The sequence below is a fragment of the Agrobacterium sp. GW821-FHT02D03 genome, from assembly GCF_059421725.1.
Window position 1 is genome coordinate 1,238,514 of record NZ_JBWKVN010000001.1, and the last position, 20,195, is coordinate 1,258,708.

At 59.3% G+C, this 20,195-nt stretch carries 17 protein-coding genes; 7 read left to right on the plus strand and 10 right to left on the minus strand.

Annotation, left to right across the window (positions count from 1 at the left end):
* Positions 1 to 45: 45 nt before the first annotated feature.
* Positions 46 to 1,503: a L,D-transpeptidase family protein gene (locus tag AC07U5_RS05755; protein WP_112360240.1), complete on the minus strand. Its 1,458-nt coding sequence runs from the start codon at positions 1,501 to 1,503 to the stop codon at positions 46 to 48.
* Positions 1,504 to 1,715: 212 nt separating this feature from the next.
* On the opposite strand from AC07U5_RS05755, the gene AC07U5_RS05760 reads away from it, so the two are divergent.
* The 3 genes from AC07U5_RS05760 to AC07U5_RS05770 all read left to right on the plus strand — a co-directional run bounded on the left by AC07U5_RS05760 (position 1,716) and on the right by AC07U5_RS05770 (position 3,400).
* Complete coding sequence (locus AC07U5_RS05760; RefSeq protein WP_494722517.1) at positions 1,716 to 2,552, plus strand: DUF4432 family protein; 837 nt, start codon at positions 1,716 to 1,718, stop codon at positions 2,550 to 2,552.
* 124 nt (positions 2,553 to 2,676) lie between these two features.
* On the plus strand, positions 2,677 to 3,015 hold the full coding sequence (locus tag AC07U5_RS05765) for a protein tyrosine phosphatase family protein (protein ID WP_062426491.1): 339 nt from the start codon (positions 2,677 to 2,679) through the stop codon (positions 3,013 to 3,015).
* Positions 3,016 to 3,058: 43 nt separating this feature from the next.
* A complete protein-coding gene (locus AC07U5_RS05770; protein ID WP_062440491.1) occupies positions 3,059 to 3,400 on the plus strand; it encodes a RidA family protein in 342 nt (113 codons plus the stop codon).
* 104 nt (positions 3,401 to 3,504) lie between these two features.
* Here the strand turns inward: AC07U5_RS05770 and AC07U5_RS05775 are convergent, their stop codons facing one another.
* The 4 genes from AC07U5_RS05775 to AC07U5_RS05790 all read right to left on the minus strand — a co-directional run bounded on the left by AC07U5_RS05775 (position 3,505) and on the right by AC07U5_RS05790 (position 8,324).
* Positions 3,505 to 4,269: a HugZ family pyridoxamine 5'-phosphate oxidase gene (locus AC07U5_RS05775; protein ID WP_494722518.1), complete on the minus strand. Its 765-nt coding sequence runs from the start codon at positions 4,267 to 4,269 to the stop codon at positions 3,505 to 3,507.
* Between the two features lie 150 nt (positions 4,270 to 4,419).
* Positions 4,420 to 6,084, minus strand: coding sequence for a thiamine pyrophosphate-binding protein (locus AC07U5_RS05780; RefSeq protein ID WP_494722519.1), 1,665 nt, complete (start codon positions 6,082 to 6,084; stop codon positions 4,420 to 4,422).
* Positions 6,081 to 7,286, minus strand: coding sequence for a succinate--glutarate CoA-transferase (caiB, locus tag AC07U5_RS05785; RefSeq protein WP_494722520.1), 1,206 nt, complete (start codon positions 7,284 to 7,286; stop codon positions 6,081 to 6,083). Before caiB ends, AC07U5_RS05780 begins: the two co-directional genes overlap by 4 nt.
* A 72-nt stretch (positions 7,287 to 7,358) precedes the next feature.
* Positions 7,359 to 8,324, minus strand: coding sequence for an alpha/beta hydrolase (locus tag AC07U5_RS05790; RefSeq protein ID WP_494723261.1), 966 nt, complete (start codon positions 8,322 to 8,324; stop codon positions 7,359 to 7,361).
* Between the two features lie 116 nt (positions 8,325 to 8,440).
* On the opposite strand from AC07U5_RS05790, the gene ettA reads away from it, so the two are divergent.
* Both ettA and AC07U5_RS05800 read left to right on the plus strand, forming a co-directional pair.
* Positions 8,441 to 10,090, plus strand: a complete 1,650-nt coding sequence (ettA, locus tag AC07U5_RS05795) for an energy-dependent translational throttle protein EttA (RefSeq protein ID WP_062426497.1) — start codon at positions 8,441 to 8,443, stop codon at positions 10,088 to 10,090.
* Between the two features lie 214 nt (positions 10,091 to 10,304).
* Positions 10,305 to 12,647: a methyl-accepting chemotaxis protein gene (locus tag AC07U5_RS05800; RefSeq protein WP_494722521.1), complete on the plus strand. Its 2,343-nt coding sequence runs from the start codon at positions 10,305 to 10,307 to the stop codon at positions 12,645 to 12,647.
* A 76-nt stretch (positions 12,648 to 12,723) separates the two neighbouring features.
* On the opposite strand, the gene AC07U5_RS05805 is transcribed toward AC07U5_RS05800, so the two are convergent.
* A complete protein-coding gene (locus AC07U5_RS05805; protein ID WP_494722522.1) occupies positions 12,724 to 13,194 on the minus strand; it encodes a VOC family protein in 471 nt (156 codons plus the stop codon).
* Between the two features lie 299 nt (positions 13,195 to 13,493).
* On the opposite strand from AC07U5_RS05805, the gene AC07U5_RS05810 reads away from it, so the two are divergent.
* Together AC07U5_RS05810 and metF are read left to right on the plus strand one after the other, a co-directional pair.
* The gene (locus tag AC07U5_RS05810; protein ID WP_112360233.1) at positions 13,494 to 14,507 is read left to right on the plus strand and encodes an ArsR/SmtB family transcription factor; all 1,014 of its coding nucleotides are present in this window, start codon (positions 13,494 to 13,496) and stop codon (positions 14,505 to 14,507) included.
* A gap of 1 nt (position 14,508) precedes the next feature.
* The gene (gene metF, locus AC07U5_RS05815; RefSeq protein ID WP_062426501.1) at positions 14,509 to 15,405 is read left to right on the plus strand and encodes a methylenetetrahydrofolate reductase [NAD(P)H]; all 897 of its coding nucleotides are present in this window, start codon (positions 14,509 to 14,511) and stop codon (positions 15,403 to 15,405) included.
* Between the two features lie 423 nt (positions 15,406 to 15,828).
* On the opposite strand, the gene AC07U5_RS05820 is transcribed toward metF, so the two are convergent.
* From AC07U5_RS05820 to AC07U5_RS05835, 4 genes are all read right to left on the minus strand, one after another.
* Positions 15,829 to 17,055, minus strand: a complete 1,227-nt coding sequence (locus tag AC07U5_RS05820) for a lytic murein transglycosylase (protein ID WP_494722523.1) — start codon at positions 17,053 to 17,055, stop codon at positions 15,829 to 15,831.
* Positions 17,056 to 17,292: 237 nt separating this feature from the next.
* Positions 17,293 to 18,084 carry a glycoside hydrolase family 25 protein gene (locus tag AC07U5_RS05825; protein ID WP_112956652.1) on the minus strand — a complete coding sequence of 264 codons (792 nt, stop codon included), beginning with the start codon at positions 18,082 to 18,084 and terminating at the stop codon, positions 17,293 to 17,295.
* A 155-nt stretch (positions 18,085 to 18,239) separates the two neighbouring features.
* Entirely contained in the window at positions 18,240 to 18,917 is a 678-nt protein-coding gene (locus AC07U5_RS05830) for a class I SAM-dependent methyltransferase (protein ID WP_162723190.1), read from the minus strand.
* Entirely contained in the window at positions 18,914 to 20,164 is a 1,251-nt protein-coding gene (locus AC07U5_RS05835) for a BtaA family protein (RefSeq protein ID WP_494722524.1), read from the minus strand. Before AC07U5_RS05835 ends, AC07U5_RS05830 begins: the two co-directional genes overlap by 4 nt.
* Positions 20,165 to 20,195: the final 31 nt, after the last annotated feature.

The window sequence follows — 20,195 nt, forward strand, 5'->3', positions numbered from 1 at the left end:
CCGGCCATGACCTGGTCGGGGATTTCTGTTCAAAGGGAACGGATACTATTCGGCAAATTCGACCACGACACCGGGGCGGACCATCTTGGCAAGCTCCGTGGCGTCCCAGTTGGTCAGGCGGATACAGCCATGGCTGTTGGTCTTGCCGATCTTGGATGGTTCCGGCGTCCCATGGATGCCGTAGGTGGGTTTGGACAGCGCGATCCATACCGTCCCTACGGGGCCGTTCGGCCCTGGCGGGATCTGCAGGATCTGGGTGTTCTGCCCCTGCTGGAAGTTGATCTTCGGGTTATAGGTATAGCCCGGATTGAGCGCGATACGCTCCACCGTGTGGGTGCCGCTTGGGGACGGCGTGTCCGAAGACCCGATGGTCGCCGGGTAGGCGGCGATCAGCGTGCCCCCCTCGTCGTAAGCGAAAACCTGCTTGATGCCCTTATGCGCCACGATGCGCGCCACCTGGCCCTTCTTCGGCTCGCCTGGATTGGCGACCTTGATGATCGTGCCGGGAACGGTGAAATCAACACCGGGGTTGAGTTCCTTCAGATAGGTCTCGTCCATGTGGAATCGCTCGGCCAGCGCTTCTGTGGTGGACGTGTAGGACATGGCGGGAAGCTCAGCCTTGGCGGCATAGTCATCCGGGATAGAAGCGACATAAGGGCCTGCCGCATCGGCCGCGGTGATCGTGTAGTCGACGATCGCCATGCCGCCGCTGTTACGAAGACGCTCGAGAATGTCGTCGGTGTTGTTCGGATCCAGCCGCTCCCCGGTCATCTCCTGCCAGGCGGAAATGGCCTTGTTGACGTTGTCGCCCATCTTGCCATCGATGACGCCGGGCGAAATGCCCTCGCGGTCGAGAAAGACTTGAAGAGCGACGATTTCCTGGCGCGAGCGATTGACCGGTGCGGTGACTGGCTGGTTACGCTCGATCAGATGGTCCGGCTGTGGCACGGCGGCTGTCGTGCTTTCGCCCGGCATCGGCTGGCTCAGAGGGCCGCTTTCGACATCGCCGCGCTGGGGCTCGACAGAGCCGGTATAGACATCGTCGCCGATGCCATCATTGCGAAACTCGCGGTAGTCGCGGTACTGGCCGTTACCCTGTTGAGAGCGCTGATTCTCCTGATAGCCGTAGCTTCGGCGGGGCTGTTCAGGTTCGCGGTACCGGCCGGGCGGCGGCGGATAATAGGTGTCGGGTTCGCTGTAGTAGGGATCTCGCTGCGCCTGGTAAGGGTCGCGCGGAGCCTGCCGCTGCTGTTGAGCGCCGCCCGGCATCTGCGTGCCGACGAGGTTGCCATAGCGGTCGTAATAGACGGTGCGGCCCATGCGGTCACGGCTGATGACCACATCATTCGGGTTCGGCAGATAGTCGAGAACGGTGCCGTCTGGCGCAACCAGGACGCCCTGTTCCTGAGTGACATAGCGCTGCTGTGCGGAGGCGTGCGACGGTGCAAGCACCGGCGATGCTGCGACTGCCAGACAGAACACGGCGTTAAGAAAAAGTTTCACGTTCTTGCGATCCCTTGGGTTAGTCCCAATAAACACACGGTAATCTTGACCCTATTGTGAAAAAGGTGAATTCGCGGTTAATGCAATCTTAATTTCTGGCCCTTGCGATCGCTTTTGCGTGAACTTGCGTCAATAGCATCACAGTTATTACGTATTCGCGCGGGACAAGCCTCATTCGAAGGCGCCGTAGACATGCGTGGGAGAAGCCGCTGATGAAAGAGTTCAAAGCCGGAAAGTCGCCGTCCATTTTCCTTGACGAGACCTCCGTTCTCGATATCGGCCCCTGCATCGTCGATGGTGTGAACATCGCGCCCGAGCGCGCCATTCCGGACGATGGCGACCCGCGCATCGATCATTCGCTCGAAGGGTTTCTGTTCACCTGTGGTCCAGACCATATCCGTCATCCGCAGCTCATTCCGGGTGATGCGAGCGGGCGGAAGTTTCCCCTGCATGGCTCCTTCTCCTCTCATCCGGCCGAGATGACGCGCTGGTCCTTTTCGGATGGTAATGCCGAAGCAGCAGCACAGGTTCCTGTCTCGCTCGCTGACGGCGGGACAGCGCTCCTGGAGCGGGCCTGGCGAATCAATAGGGCAAGCGGTGAGGTGAGCCTTGAGGACCGGGTGACCAATACCAGCGATCATGCCCGTCCGACATTCCTCATGTATCACATGAACGTTGCCGCAAAGCTGTTCGACGGTGCGGTGCGGCTTGAGGGCGCGTCCTTTGACGGCGGTGGTTTCGGGTGGCGCTTCGGAGACGAGCCGGGCAGCGTCTTTTGTGTGCCGGCGCAAGGAGAAAATGGCTGGGCATCGCTGACGCTTGGGCCGATGGCATCCATTGGTGGGCGGCGCCTGAAAGTCTCGTTTCGTACTAACACATTGCCCTATCTACAGATGTGGCGAAACCAGAAGGCGCCGGCTAATGTGCTTGGCATAGAGCCGGCCTCACATCGCTGGGTGGACCGGTTCGAGTTGGAAAGAGCAGGCGAGTTCAACATACTGCAGCCAGGTGAGAGCCGCAGCTATGGTTTGCGCTTTTCTATTCTCTAAACGGCTGTTTAATTGAAAAAGCCTGTCATTGACGCATTCGGCCCAACCCCTTACATCGGATACGGATTTTGCGAAATGGCGGGGCTTTGGGTCCCGCAATGCCGTCACCTTCGGAGGATAGAAGATGGATATCAGACGCATCGATGACGATTACTCCGTAACCGGCCAGATCAGCGTGGCCGATCTCGATGAGGTGAAGGCGCTCGGTTTCAAATCCATCGTTTGTCACCGTCCTGATGACGAGGAAGAAGGCCAGCCGCGTTTTGCCGATATCGCCGAACGGGCTGAAGAGCTCGGCCTGACGATCATGCATGTGCCGGTCGGTCGCTTCGGCGTCGATCCGGATGCGGTTAGCGGCATGGTGGATGCGCTGGACGAATTGCAGCGCCCGATGCTCGGCTATTGCCGTTCCGGTGCGCGCTCCACCGCGATTTACGAAAAGACTCATCATCTGCGCGGTTGATTCTGCGCCGTTTATCTAAAGCCTACCAAACAGGAGTATTTCCATGAGCATCAAGCGTATCGAACCCGGCAAGCGCATGAGCGGCGCCGTCGTTCACGGCAACACCGTCTACCTCGCAGGCCAGGTCGGCGAAGGCACCTCCGTGACCGAACAGAGCAAGTCCGCGCTGGCTGAAGTCGATCGCCTGCTGGCTCTGGCAGGCTCCGACAAGTCGAAGATTCTGCAGACGATCATCTACCTCTCCGACATGTCCACATTCGGTGAGATGAACGCCGTCTGGGAAGGCTGGATCGACCCGGCCAACCCACCGGCGCGCGCCACCAGCGAAGCAGCCCTGGCAACGCCGGACTACAAGGTCGAATTCATCGTCACTGCCGCAATCTGATCGTCAGGCTATAGATGTTTTGAAAGCCGGTCCATTGGGCCGGCTTTTTGTTGCGGCGAATATGTGAAGCCGAAAAATCGTTTAAACCGAATCTCTTACCGCGATCACTTCGCAGATTGAGTCAGTGCCTTGGCAAGTTGATTCAAGTCGGTGACCCGCTCGGCAAACCACAGTCTTGCCAGATCCTGTGACGAGGCCAGATTGACGCCGTCAGGATCGATCGAGGTGACCTTCCATGCCCCGGGCTTCCTACCGGCCATGACGGCGAGCCGTGAGGCTTCGCCCTTGATCGCGTTGATGCGGGAAATCTCGTCGCCAACCGCAGCGATCAAACTGTCTGCGCCGGTCAGATCCGTGCGCAGGTCGTCGGCGGTGATGTTGCTGGCGTTGCGCGCAGGGCCGCCATTGATTTGCACGCCGTCGATCCTCATCCGGTAAAGCTGGGTGTCCGGCAAACCGAGGTAGAGCTTCGCCTTGGGATAGCGTGCGATATAGCGCGCCTTGGCGATTGGTGTTTCCGCGTCGCTCATCAGTTCCGCCCTGCCGACCAATGTCAGACGGGGCAAGGTAAGGGCGTCGCCCTTGTTGAAGGGAGCCAGCACCAGCGAGATGCGGGGATCGGCCTCGATGTTGCGCGCATGAAGTGCCAGACGGGCGGCGAAGAAGAAGGGCGTTCCATCCGGCTCGACGGCGATGTTGGTGGCGGTATTGTAGGGGTAGCCACTTGCGGGATCGAGAGTTGCCAGACCGCAGGTTCGTGATGTCAGCAGCACATCGCGTGCCACCCGGATGGCTTCGAAGGGAACACCGGCTGAAGCTTCGATCTTGGCATTGCGGGGTGTGATGACCGGGATTTTGCTGTTGTGCATGGCAGTCTGTCGTTCCTCATTCCTGCTCGTCAAAGAGATCAAGCCAGCCCGGGATACCGGACTGGCGGGTCTACTTTATCGCGCTCACGCGCTTCAGCCTGATTTCTGTCACGGAGACAGGACTGAGGGAAGAGAGGAATGTCTGCGACTTCAGCTCTTGTTCCTGATCTGCGTCAGAGTGCGGGCAGGGGTAATGGCTTCTGCGTCGAGCTTGATTTCGATGATGGCCGCTTTGCCGCTGGCGCGTGCGCGCTCGAAGGCAGGACCGAAGTCTTCGGTCTTCTCCACCAACTCCCCATGTCCGCCGAAGGCTTGGGCATAGGCGACGAAGTCCGGATTGACGAGATCGGTGGCGCTGACGCGGCCGGGATATTCCCGCTCCTGGTGCATACGGATCGTGCCATAGGTGCCGTTGTTGACGAGCACAGTGATGATCGGCAGGCCGTAGCGCACTGCGGTGATAAATTCCTGTCCGTGCATCATGAAGCAGCCATCACCCGCAAAGCAGATGACTTCGCGCTCCGGAAAGAGGTGTTTTGCCGCAACGGCTGCGGGCAGGCCATAGCCCATGGAGCCGGAGGTTGGGGCGGCTTGTGTGTTGAAGCGGCGGAAACGATGGAAGCGGTGGACCCATGTGGCGTAGTTGCCGGCGCCATTGGTGAAGATTGCATCTTCGGGGACATTGGTCTCGATCCAGTTCATGATCGGCCCCATCTGCACGTTGCCGGGACCGGTCTTGGGTGGTGTGGACCATTTCAGATAGGCCTCGTGCATGGCAGAGGTGCGTTCTGCCCAGGCTGGGTCTGCATCCATTTTGAGCTCTGCCAGAGCGTCAACGAAGTCCTCTGGCGCGGCGCAGATGGCGAGATCCGGGCGATAGATGCGGCCGAGCTCCTCGGCCTCTGGGAAGACATGCACCAGCGTCTGAGACGGGTAGGGGATGTCCAGCATGGTGTAGCCGGAGGACGGCATTTCTGACATGCGGGCGCCGACAAGCACGATGAGATCGGACTCCTTGATCTCCTTCGATAGCGCCGGATTGATGCCGATGCCGACATCGCCGGCGTAAGACGAACTCGTGTGATCGAAGAGCATCTGGCGGCGGAAGGAGCAGCCAACCGGCACGTTCAGGCTTTCGGCAAAGTGCTTGAAGGAGGCAACGGCCTCTTCCGACCAGCGCGTGCCGCCGAGGATGAAGATCGGACGCTTTGCGTTGGCCAGCAATTCGCCGAGCTTCGCCATCTGCCTGGGGCCGGGATGGTTTTCGACCGGCGTATAGGCTTTGGCTCCCGGGGCCTCGACCTCTTCCACCAGCATATCTTCCGGCAGCGTCAACACCACGGGGCCGGGGCGGCCGGATGTTGCCACCGCAAAGGCCCGCGTGACGAATTCGGGGATACGGCGGGCATCGTCGATCTCGCCGACCCATTTGGCAAATTCGGTGAAGGCGCGGCGATATTCGACTTCCTGGAAGGCTTCGCGTTCGCGTGCGTCGCGCTGCACCTGGCCGATGAAGAGGATCATCGGGATCGAATCCTGTCTTGCGACATGCAGGCCGGCGGACGCATTGGTGGCGCCTGGACCGCGTGTGACCATGCAGATGCCGGGTTCGCCGGTCAGGCGGCCCCAGGTGTCGGCCATCATTGCGGCGCCACCTTCCTGGCGGCAGACGACGGTCTCGATGCCGCTTTCATAGAGCGCGTCCAGAACCGCCAGATAGCTTTCGCCCGGCACGCAGGAGACGCGCGATACGCCATTGGCTTTCAGCGCCTCGACAATCAGCTGCCCGCCGGTTCTCTTTCCCAAAGTCGTCATTGCGCGATGTTCCTTTCGATATCGTCAAGTTCGGCCAGAACTTCGGCCTGATGTTCTCCAAGGCGCGGGCTTGGACGGGTGTAGCGCAGCGGCGTTTCCGAGAGCACGATCGGCGTGCGGACGCCGGGGATGACCGTGCCATCGGCGGCTTCCAGATCGATGCGAAGACCGCGTGCCTGAACATGCGGATCGGCAAACATTTCCTCGATCGAGTTGATCGGGCCTGCCGGAACCGCATTGCTCTCGCAGGCGGTCAGAAGATCCCGCTTCATCCATTTCAGCGTCTCGGTGGAAACGATCTGCCGGACGTCCAGCTTGTGCGCCACGCGCGCTTTGTTGGTGGCGTAGCGCTCGTCATCGGCAATCGCCTCGATGCCGAGGATCTTGCAGAGGCGCTTGAACTGACCGTCATTGCCGACGGCAAGAATGAGGAAGCCATCGGCTGTCGGCACCACCTCATAGGGGGAGATGTTCGGGTGCGCATTGCCGAGCCTGACGGGCGGCTTGCTCGAGATCAGGTAGTTCATGTTCTGATTGGCGAGCACGGCGGACTGCACGTCCAGCAGCGCCATATCGATGTGCTGACCCTGGCCGGTTCTGAGGGTGTGGATCAGGGCTGCCTGAATGGCGGTGACGGAATAGATGCCGGTGAAGATATCGGCAACGGCCACGCCCGCCTTCATCGGCTGGCCGTCCGGTTCGCCAGTGATCGACATGAAGCCGGACATGCCCTGGACGATGTAATCGTAACCGGCAAAATCCGCATATGGTCCCGTCTGGCCGAAACCGGTAATGGAGCAGTAGATCAGCTTCGGGTTCAGTGCGCGAAGGCTCTGGTAATCCAGGCCATATTTCTCCAACCCGCCGCGTTTGAAGTTCTCGATCACCACGTCGGCGGTCTTGACCAGGCGCCGCACGATCTGCCGACCTTCCTCTGTCTTAAGATCGACGGTGATGGAGCGTTTGCCGCGATTGGTCGAGTGATAATAGGCGGCCGAGAGGTTGTCGCCATCCTGGCCTTCGACGAAGGGCGGTCCCCATGCGCGCGTATCGTCGCCACCATCCGGGCTTTCCACCTTGATAACATCGGCACCCATATCGGCAAGCATCTGGCCCGCCCATGGGCCTGCCAGAACGCGGGCAAGTTCGATGACACGAATGCCCTTCAGGGGCGGCTCTTTCGAGGATGACGGTTCGACCATGAGTTACCTTGCGCTTTCCCAAGCCTTATAAACGGGCGGGTTGAGGCGCGCATGTGAATTTATCTCATGGCCTTATTCCGTTTGGGAAACGACGCTGTTCTTGCCCGTTGTCACTCTTGCAGCCCAAGCTGCAAAATCCGTAGCAGGCTTTTCCCAGCCGATCTCGTTCAGCGTCTCGTGGCGCATGCCTTTGTAGATCGTGTCTTCCACATCCGAGAAGCCGGCATTGCGGAATTTCTCCGCCAGCCAGCGAATTTCCCGGCCATTATTGGTCGCGGCGTCCTGGTCACCACTGACGAGCAGGATGGGAAGCTGCTTGGACAAGCGCTGGATCAGTTTCGGGCCGCGGTAGGACATGTCGAAGACATCCTGCCACAGCGAAACACTGGCCTCGAACTGGCAGAGCGGATCGCCCACATAGGCATCGACGGCCGTTTTGTCATGGCTCAGCCAGTCGGCTGTGGTGCGCTTTTCCGGCATGCGCGCATTCCAGATGCGGAAGGTGGCCTTTGGCAGAACGGCGGACGGCACGTCGGAGCCCTTCAGCATTTTTTCGATGCGCAGAACGGCTTGCGCAATGCGGCCCATCACGCCGGTGTTGAGGTTGGAGTTCCAGATGGAGAGAGCGTCGAAACGATCCGGGTGGCTGACGGCGGTGTTGAGTGCGATCAACCCGCCCATCGAGTGACCGAAGAGAATGACGGGGAGGCCTGGATGGCGTTGCTCGACCAGATCGCGCATGGCGATCACGTCTTCGGCGACCTTGTAGAGCCCATCCTTGGGAGCGAAGCGGCCAATCGGTGCGTCCGCCGAGCGTGTGCGCCCATGGCCGCGGTGGTCATGCGCATAGACCTCGAAGCCGTGATCGGCCATGAAATCGGCGAAGTGGCGATAACGCCCGGCATGATCGACAAGCCCGTGGCAGATCATCAGAACACCTTGCGGTTCGCCTCTGGCAGGTTCATGGCGATAGGCGAGCGTGGCGCCGGATGAGCTTTCCAGCCGCTCGATTTTGCCGAACATCAGATCGTCGCCCATGCGCTCTTCCACTTGCTTATTATTGGCCAAGAGGTTGCTCCTCAGCCCCGTTTACCTTACATAGCGGCAAATTTCCCAATCCGAATTTTCACATCCGACGCGGAGCATTCGCTACAATGGCACGCCAATTCATCTATCACATGTCCGGGCTGAACAAGTCCTATGGCGCGAAGAAGATTCTCGAGAACGTGAACCTCTCCTTCTACCCGGATGCCAAGATCGGTATTCTCGGGCCCAACGGTGCCGGTAAGTCCACCGTTCTGCGCATCATTGCCGGTCAGGACAAGGAATTCACGGGCGAAGCGTGGCTGGCCGAAGGCGCGACTGTCGGCTATCTGGAACAGGAGCCGAAGCTCGATCCCAACAAGAACGCCTTCGAAAACGTCATGGAAGGCGTTGCCGACAAGCAGGCCGTGCTCGACCGCTACAACGAATTGATGATGAACTATTCCGACGAGACCGCCGATGAAGGCGCCAAGCTCCAGGACATCATCGACAGCCAGAACCTGTGGGACCTTGAACAGCAGGTCGAAATGGCGATGGAAGCGCTGCGCTGCCCGCCCAAGGATTCCGACGTGACCGTTCTTTCGGGCGGTGAGCGTCGTCGTATCGCGCTTTGCCGTCTGCTGCTGTCGCAGCCAGACCTGCTGCTGCTCGACGAACCGACCAACCACCTCGACGCTGAAACGATCGCCTGGCTCGAAAAGCATCTGCGCGACTATCCGGGCGCCGTCATGATGATCACCCACGATCGCTACTTCCTCGACAACGTCACGGGCTGGATCCTCGAGCTCGACCGTGGCCGCGGCATTCCTTATGAAGGCAACTACTCCGCATATCTGATGGCCAAGGCCAAGCGCATGCAGCAGGAAGCGCGTGAAGAAGCCGGTCGCCAGAAGTCGCTGTCGCGCGAACAGGAGTGGATTGCATCCAGCCCGAAGGCCCGTCAGGCGAAGTCCAAGGCACGTATCAAGGCCTACGAACAGCTGGTCGATGCGGCTGAAAACATTCGTCCCGGCGATGCGCAGATCATTATCCCTGTTTCCGAACGTCTCGGTCAGGTCGTCGTCGAGCTCGAAGGCGTCAAGAAGGGCTTCGAAGGCCGCACGCTGATCAACGATCTGTCGATCAAGCTGCCGCCAGGTGGCATCGTCGGCATCATCGGCCCGAACGGTGCCGGTAAGTCGACGCTCTTCAAGATGATCACCGGCCAGGAAAAGCCGGATGCCGGTTCGATCCGCATCGGTGAAACGGTTCATCTCGGCTATGTCGACCAGAGCCGCGATGCTCTCGATGCCGACAAGACCGTCTGGGAAGAAATTTCCGGCGGTGCGGAAATCATCAAGCTCGGCAAGTTCGACATGAACAGCAGAGCTTATTGCGGCGCCTTCAACTTCAAGGGCGGCGATCAGCAGCAGAAGGTCGGCAATCTCTCCGGTGGTCAGCGCAACCGCGTTCACCTTGCCAAGATGCTGAAGGCCGGCGGCAACGTTCTTCTCCTCGACGAACCGACCAACGACCTCGATACCGAAACGCTCGGTGCGCTGGAAAGCGCGCTGGAAGCCTTCGCCGGCTGCGCCATCATCATCAGCCACGATCGCATGTTCCTCGACCGTCTGGCCACGCACATCCTCGCCTTCGAAGGCGACGGTCATGTGGAATGGTTCGAAGGCAACTTCGAAGACTACGAGCAGGACAAGATCCGTCGTCTTGGCCCGGATGCGCTGAACCCCGGCAGCCAGGCTTACAAGCGCCTGACGCGCTAAGCTCGATTGATGCTCAGCGATGAGGACAAGGCATCGGCGAAAGCCGGTGCCTTTTTTCTATTGATTTGCAACTCTTTGTTGCCGTCATCACGAAACTCGACCCGGGTTTACCAAATTTTATGCCGCACTCGCTTAGGTTGGGAAAGCACAGCATCAACCTTTCCCGCGCGGTCAAGATTTTCCAAATCGTGCGGCTCCGCTTTTTGAGGGACCCATGTTTTCTATCAGGAATATTCTTGTCGGTGCCTTTTTGCTTGTGAGCATCATGCTCTGCGGCATCGTCGGTTCTTTGACCTATTCGGCATACTCGCAATATAAGGTCAGCCAGTCGGTCAACGAGCTGGCAGACCTCGATCGCGCTCTATTCAATGTTCTGTTGAACTTTCGCAGCGAGCGCGGCGATAGTGCGACTGCTTTGACGATGTCACGCGCCGCGGGCGCCACATCCTACGAAGCCGTTCAAAAGGCGCGGGCTAAGGTCGATGCCGCGATCACTCAAGCATTGGCTGGTAGCGAAACGATGGCGACGCCAGAAATCGGTAGCGCCATGGCGACCACTCGCTCCATGTATGATCGGCTCGTTGCCCATCGAAAGAAGATCGACCAGGCCCTCACGCTTGAACTGGAGCAACGGGAAAAGGGCCTCGACAAGCTAACGCTCGATCTGGGTACGGAATTCCTCAATTCGCTTGAGGCCTCCTCGCTGGCAATCGAAGGTGAGATGCGCAATCTCGATCCAAGCTCGGTTGCGTTGATCCAGATCCGTGCCCAGGCGTGGGCCGCGCGTGCCCTGGGTGGTACCGGTACGGTCGTGATGAACAGCGCGATCGCTGCGAACCGTGGTTTGAACCCAGCCGAGGTGATCAGCGTCACGTCGGCGGATGCAGGTGTCGATTTCGCCTGGAAGTCCGTTCGCGTCCTGATCAATCATCCCGATGTCGCTCAGACCTTGAAGGATGAGTTGGTCAAGGCGGACAACGGATATTTCAAGGGTGATTTTGCTGGCTGGCGTTCGGCAATCGTCAGCAAGCTGAAGGCCGGTGAGCCTGGTGGCGTCTCCATCGACGAATGGCGCCCGAAGGTCACGGCTGCGCTGGGCACGATTGCCTCGGTCGCTTCGCTTGCCATGGACGAACTGAACCGCGTCGCGATGGCGCATGAAGCAGCGTATCTGCAGTCGCTTATCTTCTACTCGGTGCTTCTCGTTGCTGCCGTGGCGATCGGCGTCGCTGGTATCGTCATCGTCGTCAACCGTGTGACGAAGCCAGTCTCTGCCCTGACCCGCAGCATGCGCCAGCTTGCTGATGGCGATCTTTCCGTTACAATCGATGGTGCGAGCCGCAACGACGAGATCGGCGGCATGGCGAGCTCCGTGGCGGTCTTCCGCGAGGCTGCTATCCGTAACAAGCAGCTGGAAGCAGAGGCCGAAGCCAATCGTGTTCGTTCTGAGAACGAGCGCGTGGCGATGCAGCGGCAGGCGGAAGAAGAGGCCGAAGCACGACTGGTGCAGGCCACCGGCACCTTTGCCTCGGCCATGAAACGCCTCGCGGCGGGAGACATGCTGTGCGAAGTCAATGAGCCTCTCGCTGCACAGTTCGAGGGACTGCGCCACGATTTCAACACCTCGGTTCGCCAGTTGCGCGAAGCCCTGGTAAGCGTCGGGGGCTCTGTCGATACGGTCACCGGCGGCTCCAGGGAGATATCGGACGCGTCCGACGATCTTTCCAAGCGTACGGAACAGCAGGCTGCTTCTCTAGAGGAGACGGCTGCTGCGCTCGAAGAGATCACGGCGAATGTGACGGCGACATCCAGACGCACGAATGAAGCCCGCGACGTGGTGCTTGAGGCCCGCAAGAAGGCCGATCATTCCGGTGAGGTCGTCGGCAACGCCGTTGCTGCGATGGAGCGGATCGAAGGGTCTTCGAAGCAGATCGGCCAGATCATCAGCGTCATCGACGAGATCGCGTTCCAGACCAATCTTCTGGCGTTGAACGCTGGCGTTGAAGCGGCACGCGCCGGCGACGCGGGTAAGGGCTTTGCAGTCGTCGCGCAGGAAGTGCGCGAACTGGCGCAACGCTCCGCCAGTGCGGCCAAGGAGATCAAGCAGCTGATCAGCAACTCCGCCATCGCGGTCAGCGAAGGTGTGCGCCTCGTCAGCGATACCGGTTCAGGTCTTTCGCAAATTGCTGAGCTCGTACAGTCGGTCAATATCCACATGGACGCCATCGCCACTGCCGCGCAGGAGCAGTCTGTGGGGCTGGCCGAAGTCAATCACGCCGTCAACCACATGGATCAGGCTACCCAGCAGAACGCCGCGATGGTGGAGGAGATGAGTGCATCTGGCGCCGCACTTGCGCAGGAAAGCATCAAGCTCAAGGAGCTTCTCTCGCAGTTCGAGCTTGGCCACGCCGCAAGCCAATTGCGCGGCATGGGCGAAACGATGCGTCACGCAGCATCTTCGCGACCGGCGCCGCAGCCACAAGCCGCTCGCATGCGCTCGGCGCCGATGACGCATGGCAACGCAGCCGTCGCGGCAAATGAGTGGACCGAGTTCTGAAAGCGGCTCGCGTCCTAGGATAATGAGAGAGGTGGGAGATCATTCCGCCTCTTTTTTTTGTGGAGCGGTCTCTGCTTTAGGATTGGCCAGCGGCAATTTGCTTCCACTCGGAGAAGGTTAGCGTCCCTGGTATGTCTCTGCGGGGCTGGTCTGGCAGGAGCGCGATATACTCCAGTGAGTGGCCATCGGGATCATCAAAGTAGACGCTGGCAGCCGGCATCCAGGGGAAGATGATGGGCTCTTCGATCTCCGATCCCGCACCGTCGCGTGGAGTGATGTCCTTGGAGCGCAGATAGTCGGAAGACTTCAGCAATTGCTCAAGGCTTGTCTGGAAAGCGATGTGCAGCCGGTTTCGCAGTGGAGAACTGTGTATGGACCACAGGCCGAGCATGGAGGTTTCACGGCCTGCGACCCAGAAGAACGCAACATTCCTTTCGGGTATGACATGCGCCAGCTCCAATCCGACGACATCGCGGTAGAAATCGGTGGATCGATCGAGGTTCGAGACGGTCAAATGGGTTTCGTACAGACCTTTGAGGGAAATCATGAGCGTACTCCTGGTTATGCGCCTGCTTCGAGGCTGGCTTGTGAGTTGCTCGTGTTGGTACGACCTCAACCTTAGTTGAGGTCAAGGCATTATCTGAAGAAATTTCTCGTGGCGGAAAGCCGCTGATCTTGGTGGAAGCAATCCTTGGTGGCCGGCCGCGAGGTGTTCGGTCGCGGGAAGGACCATTTTGTGTGTTTGCTCCTCCACTGGTTTTCGCCTTCGGATACAAGTCCAGTCTTGCATCTCTCCGCTAATCGTATAAAGATATCTTTATATGTTGATTGGATGAGGTTTCGGCTTTGGCGCTCGGGTTGGATAATCTGGTGGATCTGTTGAAGGCAGCGGGGGAGCCGACGCGCTTTCGCTTGCTGGCGCTGCTGTCTGCCGGTGATTTGACGGTGACCGATCTCACCGAAATTCTCGGTCAGTCGCAGCCGCGCATCTCACGTCATCTCAAGCTTCTGGCCGAAGAAGATCTGATCGACCGCTATCAGGAAGGTGCCTGGGCTTACTTCCGCCTGAAGCAGGATGGCAAGTCTGCCGAACTCGTCAAGCAGTTGCTGTCGCTTGCGTCTTCTGCCGACGCCGTTTTGTCGCGGGACAATGAGCGACTTGCGGCCGTCAAGCGCGTGCGCGCAACGCGCGCGCAGGAATATTTCAGCCGTAACGCCTCTGCCTGGGACGAGCTTCGCCGCCTGCATGTCAGCGATGAGGCCGTCGATGCGGCACTTTTGAAGCTTATCGGTACGACACCGGTGGATTCGATGCTCGATCTCGGAACGGGTACGGGCCGTATCCTGCAATTGCTGAGCGGCATTTATCGTCGCGCCATCGGCATCGATGCCAGCCGCGACATGCTGGCTGTTGCGCGATCCAATCTGGACAAGGTGGGTGTGGCGCATGCCTCCGTGCGCCACGGCGATATTCTCAACCTGCCGCTCGAAGGCCAGGATTTCGATCTGGTCGTCGTCCACCAGGTTCTGCATTTTCTCGATCATCCGGAAATGGCGATTGCCGAGGCGGCGCGCATGCTGCGCCCCAATGGCCGTCTGGTGATCATCGATCTGGCGCCCCATTCGCTGGAATATCTGCGGGAAGAGCACGCGCATGTCCGCTTGGGATTTTCGAACCAGACCATGGAAGAGTGGCTGAAGAAGGCCGGTCTCTCGCCGGAAAAGTCGATGGACTTGCATTCCGGCAAGGCATCCGCCCAGTCGCTGGACGTCACCATCTGGGTTGCACGCGACCCGCGCCTGCTGATTGCCGGGGATCAATCCGCAGAGCCTCAATTCGTTTCCGCCGGGAGGGCATGACATGACCAAGACAGAGATCGACCGCAACCCTTCCAGCGACTTCAAGCTCTCCTTCGAGTTCTTCCCGCCGAAGAGTCCCGATATGGATGTGCAGCTTTGGGAGACGGTGGAAGACCTGTCGCGCTGGAACCCGGACTTCGTGTCCGTGACCTATGGGGCAGGGGGCACCACCAAGGCGCCGACGCTGGAAGCAGTGCGCCGGATGATCTCGGTGGCAGGCTTGTCGACGGCATCGCACCTGACCTGCGTGGATGCCAGCAAGCGCGAGACACACGAGGTCGTGGAAGAGCTGCGCAATGTGGGCGTCAAGCATTTCGTTGCGCTTCGCGGCGATCCTGCGACGGGAATCGGTACGGCCTACAAGCCGCACCCGGAAGGCTACGAGAACGCCGCTGCCCTGGTGCGCGGCCTGAAGGAACTGGGCGACTTCGAGATTTCCGTGTCCTCCTATCCGGAAAAGCATCCGGAGAGCGAAAGCAATGCCGTCGATATCGAGATGCTGAAGCTCAAGGCGGATAACGGCGCAACCCGGGCGCTGACACAATTCTTCTTCGACAATGATATCTTCGAGCGTTACATGGAGCGCGTCACCAAAGCCGGTATCAAAATACCGGTCGTGCCGGGCATCATGCCGATCCAGAACCTCACACAGTTGAAGCGTTTCGCCGGTCGCTGCGGCACCAGCATTCCAGCTTTCCTCGATGAACGTTTTGCCGGTTATGATGATGATCCGGTCGGTCGTGCCAAGGTTGCCGCCGATGTTGCTGCCGAGCAGATCTTCGACCTGCAGCGTCGCGGCGTTAACGAATTCCATCTCTACACGATGAACCGCGCACCACTGGTCAATGCTGTTCTTGAGAATGTCGGCTTCCGTCCGGCGCGCAAATCTGCCGCCTGATCGCGCCGCGATCAAATAGACATAAAAAAAGCGCAGGTAGAAAAACCTGCGCTTTTTTAATGGCTTATGAGGATCAACTTGCGGCCGGGCGTCCTAAACCCCAACGTCTCGTCAGATGAAAAGCATCAATCCGACAAACGCAAACGCCACGCCGACTGCCAAGGCATTAAGAGAATTTGTAAGTCCCATGCTCTGCCTCCTGTTCGTTGACAGTAAGCATTATGACCCTTTTGTGTCTTTTGAAAAGCGCTTTTTATGATGCGCTGCACACCAAGCAGGCCGCTTCTGGGTGAAATTGCGGCAGCAATCCATTGAAAAACAACTTATATTACACGGTGAAGATTTCGTTATCCCGGTCGTAAAAAAAGTAAATGGCCGAGGTTTCCCCCGGCCATTTTCATAGAATCCGATCGTCTCAGATTATTAAAGCTTGTCGAGGAGCTCGCGGGTCGGCCAGCCATCGGCGGGGAGGCCCAGACGCTGCTGTTCGCGCTGAACGGCGATGCGCGTCCCGGAGCCGAGAATGCCATCAATCTTGCCGACATCATGTGTCTTGGCATCCAGCTTCGTCTGCAGTTCCTTCATCTCGGCATCGTTGAGGCCGGGATCCGGGTTGCCCTTGTTATAGACCGGAGCGCCCATCAGGCGTGTGGCGAAATAGGCCGCAGAGGTCGTGTAGATGAAGGACTGGTTCCACTCGAGATAGATGTTGAAGTTCGGGTAGGTGAGGAAGGTCGGTCCCTTGCGGCCCTGCGGCATGATGAGCGCTGCCTGGAGATTGGCAAACTTCTTGTCGCCATCGCGCGGCGTAACGCCAAGGTTGAACCAGTCACCAGCGGTCATGGTGCCGCCAAGGCCGGATTTTTCCCACGGCAGGTTTTCCGGTACCGAGACCTCCTGGATCCAGGACTCGCCCTTCTTAAAGCCGAGGTGCTGGATGAACTTCGCGGCCGTCAGGATCGCGTCCGGTGAGCTACCCTTGACGTTGACGTGGCCATCGCCATCACCATCGACGCCGAATGCAATAATGTCCTTCGGCAGCATCTGCACCTGGCCGATTTCGCCGGCCCATGCACCGGTGTTGGTCGCAGGGTCGAGATCGCCATGCTGGACCATCTCGGTGAGTGCGATCAGTTGCGGACGGAAGAGCTCCGGACGGCGGCAATCATGCGACAGCGTGACCAGCGCATTGCGGGTGTTGAAATCGCCCTGTACGGCGCCGAAATCGGTTTCCATGGCCCAGAAGGCGGCGATGACGCCGGCGGGCACACCGAACTCGTCCTCGGCGCGCTTGAAGGTGGAGGAATATTCCTGAAGCTTCTTGCGACCCATGTCCAGACGGCCCTGGCTGACGGTGCGCTGTGAGAATTCGAGGAAGGTCTGGCGGAAGACGCCTTGGGCGCGGTCTCGCGAAAGAACCTTCTGGTCGATCTGGGCGCCGGCGAGCGCCTTGTCGACAGCCTCTGCCGATACGCCCTTGCCGACGGCTTCGTCCTTCACGCCCTTGAGGAAGGTCGAAAGATCGCCACCGCAAGGAACCTGCTTCGGATCATCGGGGGAGACGGTTGGGGTCACGGCGAGCGCGGAACCGCAGGACAAGGCAAAAAGAGTGGCAGCAAGAACCAGGCTGCGTTGCGAGAAGCTGAACATCAGAATTCCTCAAATGTGCGATTGGCCCACTGGTTTCCTTCCCTTTGTGGCGGAAGCATGGGCAAGATCGTGAAAGACAATCGCCGAGGTTTTGTTTCGTCGCCCCTGCGATTATTTCGTCGCACATCTGCCTGTATTGGCTCAAAAAGCAAGTCCAAAGCAGGTCGCGCAGAAGTAGTATACGCTTTTGTGCCAACTGAACCCGCTACCCACGGCGGTCTGGCGTTTCGTTCGTCGTCAGCTGCGGGCGTTGGAGGCAGACGCGACCCATGTGCGCCAGTTCTTCTCGCTTCCGGAGAAGACGTTGATGTCGGTCGGGGTGCTGATGCCCGGAATGACGCCCGTGCCGGTATATTGCCAGAAAGCCCATTGGCGCTGCGGATAGATTTCCGATGGATGAGCTGCGACCGAACGAACCCAGAAATGATAGTTCTTGAACTGGCCGACCAGATTGTCCCGGTGGAAATCGACGCTGGTATAGATGATCGGCCGCTTGCCGTAGTAGGTTTCGATGCGGGTGAGGAAGCGCTGGATTTCGGAGCGAACCACATCGGGTGACGGCCGCGTCTTGCAGGTCGGGGAGGCGGGGTTCCACTCCACATCGAGTACCGGCGGCAGCTTCATCGATTCCTTCGGAACGTTGCGGATGAACCAGTCGGCCTGCGCATCGGCGGGCGCGCAGAAGTAATAGAAATGATAAGGCGCGTGCGGCACACCGGCGGCGGCCGCGCCGCGCCAATATTCTTCGAATCGGGAATCGAGACGATCGGTACCTTCGGTCGCCTTGATGAAGGCGAAGGATACGCCGGACTTGCGCACGGTCGCCCACTCGATTTCGCCATTCCATTTGGAAACGTCGATGCCGTGGACCTCGTGCCTGTGTGGCGAATCGCGCCCGAAATCGTGCGGATCGTTATCCTTGAACTTCGGTCGTGCGACCGAGGCCGTCTCCAGGAAATCGTAACTGGTCGAGGTGCAGCCGCTAAGGACCAGCAAGGTGCCAAGAAGAGCCGGAATGAGCCGCCGCATGATGTTCCCAGTTGAATGAGTTCCCGCCGATTGCGCGCGCCGGCTCATTGGCCGGCGCGGCATATCGTTAATCCGCATTTACCATAACAGGGTAAACAAGCGGTTATGACAAGAGGACGGATGAGAATTCATTCCTGAGCGGTGAGGCTGCTTTCTCAAATTTTCGGCATTGTCAGAACGGCACGCCATGCATAGCCGCGGGCGAGCGGCTCGAACTCCAGGGATGCATTATGGCTTCCGGCAAGCGTCTCGAGCACGTAGCGCAGGTTTGCACGCGGCGTGACGTGGAACTTCGTCAGCCACGCCTGCAGCAGGCTGCGGAACCAGACGGGCAGGTGTTCCTGCTGGCCGAAATCGACGATGTGCAGTGATCCGCCCGGCGCCAGGGACAGGAGGGCACGTTCCACGGCCTTTTCCCATTCGGGAATCATCGAGATCGCATAGGAGATCATGATGCGATCGAACCCTTCGCTGCGACCGAACTCTCCTAGTCTGAAGGTGGTGGCGTCGGAAACGCGTAGCGTCGGACGCGCCACCTTGCCCGCGAAGTTCTCTGCCGCCGTGGTCAGCATCTCGGCGGAGATATCGAGACCATAGAGCCTGGCCAGCGGAAAATGACGGGCGGCGAGCAGTAGATTGCGGCCTGTGCCGCAGCCGACCTCCAGAAGGCTGCCGCCATGGGGAACATCCAGACGTTCAATCGTGCGGTCACGGCCGAGCAGATAGTATTTGCGGGTGATGTCGTAAATGTGCCGCTGATGGCGGTACATTCTGTCCATCATGGTCGCATGCTGGGCGTTTGCGAGGCCGACGCTGTCTCCGATGCTCTTCATGCCGATGCCCTCTGATAGATGTGGAAGCCGCCATAGATGGCTGACCGGTCCTTTGCATTGAGTTCAAGGGAGCGGTCTTCGAGATAGGACCATTGGGCACGGATATCGGCAGATAGGCGGCCTTCGATGACACTCTTTTCTGCCGCCGTGCGGAAGATCACGCGTGCGTCGGGTGTCGCGGTACGGCTGATCTGGGCCCATAGCTCGTTGATCTGCACGTCGCTCATCCAGTCCTGCGCATCGAGCAGAACATAGCGATCCACCGACGAGGCGGGTTTGGACGCAAGAAGCTCGGTGAAGGTGGCGTGATGGACGGTGACGCGATCGGCATTCTTGCGAATGGCGTCATAATATTCGGGTTTCAGATAATCCGGTAGCGTCCCTTCGCCGGCATCGGGGTAGCGGCGGGCAAAGGCCTGCCAGGCAAAGTAGTTGTCTTTCAGGGAGAAGTCGCAGGCGAGCTTTTCCAAGCGTCTGCGCAAGACGGGCGCGATGGTGTTGCCGTCCGAGAGGCTGGCAAGCTCGTCATATTGGCGCGGTGGAATGCCAAGGCCGAAGAGCGAGCTCTTGCGCTTGGTCAGCCAGCGGATCATCGGCTTGTCGAAGAGAGGCGCCACTTTCTCATCGAAGAACTGACGCTGCTCCTCCATCGAGCGGGTCTTTGCAATATCCTGGAGCTTGACGCCGTGCAGGCGCGCCAGGAGGTGTCCGGCGCCGATGAAGCGGCCGAGCAGTCCGGTACGGTAGATGTTGCGATCGAAAACGGAGATGCGACGGCGTCCCGCGATTGTGCGCTTCGACCAATAAGCGCGTGTCTGCGCGTCGAGGTTCGGGGCGATAAAGCGGTCATAGCCTTCGCTGTTGGAGCCGATATTGGCCTTGCCGAATTGGCGCACGACATCGCCATGGCTCGGCAGGTGGCGGAAGGCAGCGAGCTTCAGCCGATTGAGAGCAATGTGGTGGGGATTGAGATCGACGACGTCGATGCTTTTCGGGCTCTGCGACAGGTAGGCGAGCGCATTGCAGCCGCCCGAACCGATAGTCACGATGCTATGACCTTCGCAAAGCTCCATGGCCTGCATGTCGACATCCGGGTCTTCCCAGATTTGCGGATAGACGAGGCCGGAAAACAGCATGCCGAACAGCCGCTCCGACAGGCCGCTGGTCGAAAGCGCCTTGTGCTGGAGAAGGGCGGCCTTGAGCTTGGTATTCTTGCTGAAGCCGGTTTTGGGGGCAGCACTCGTCATATGATTCCACCTATCGTTCGGGTGACAGGCG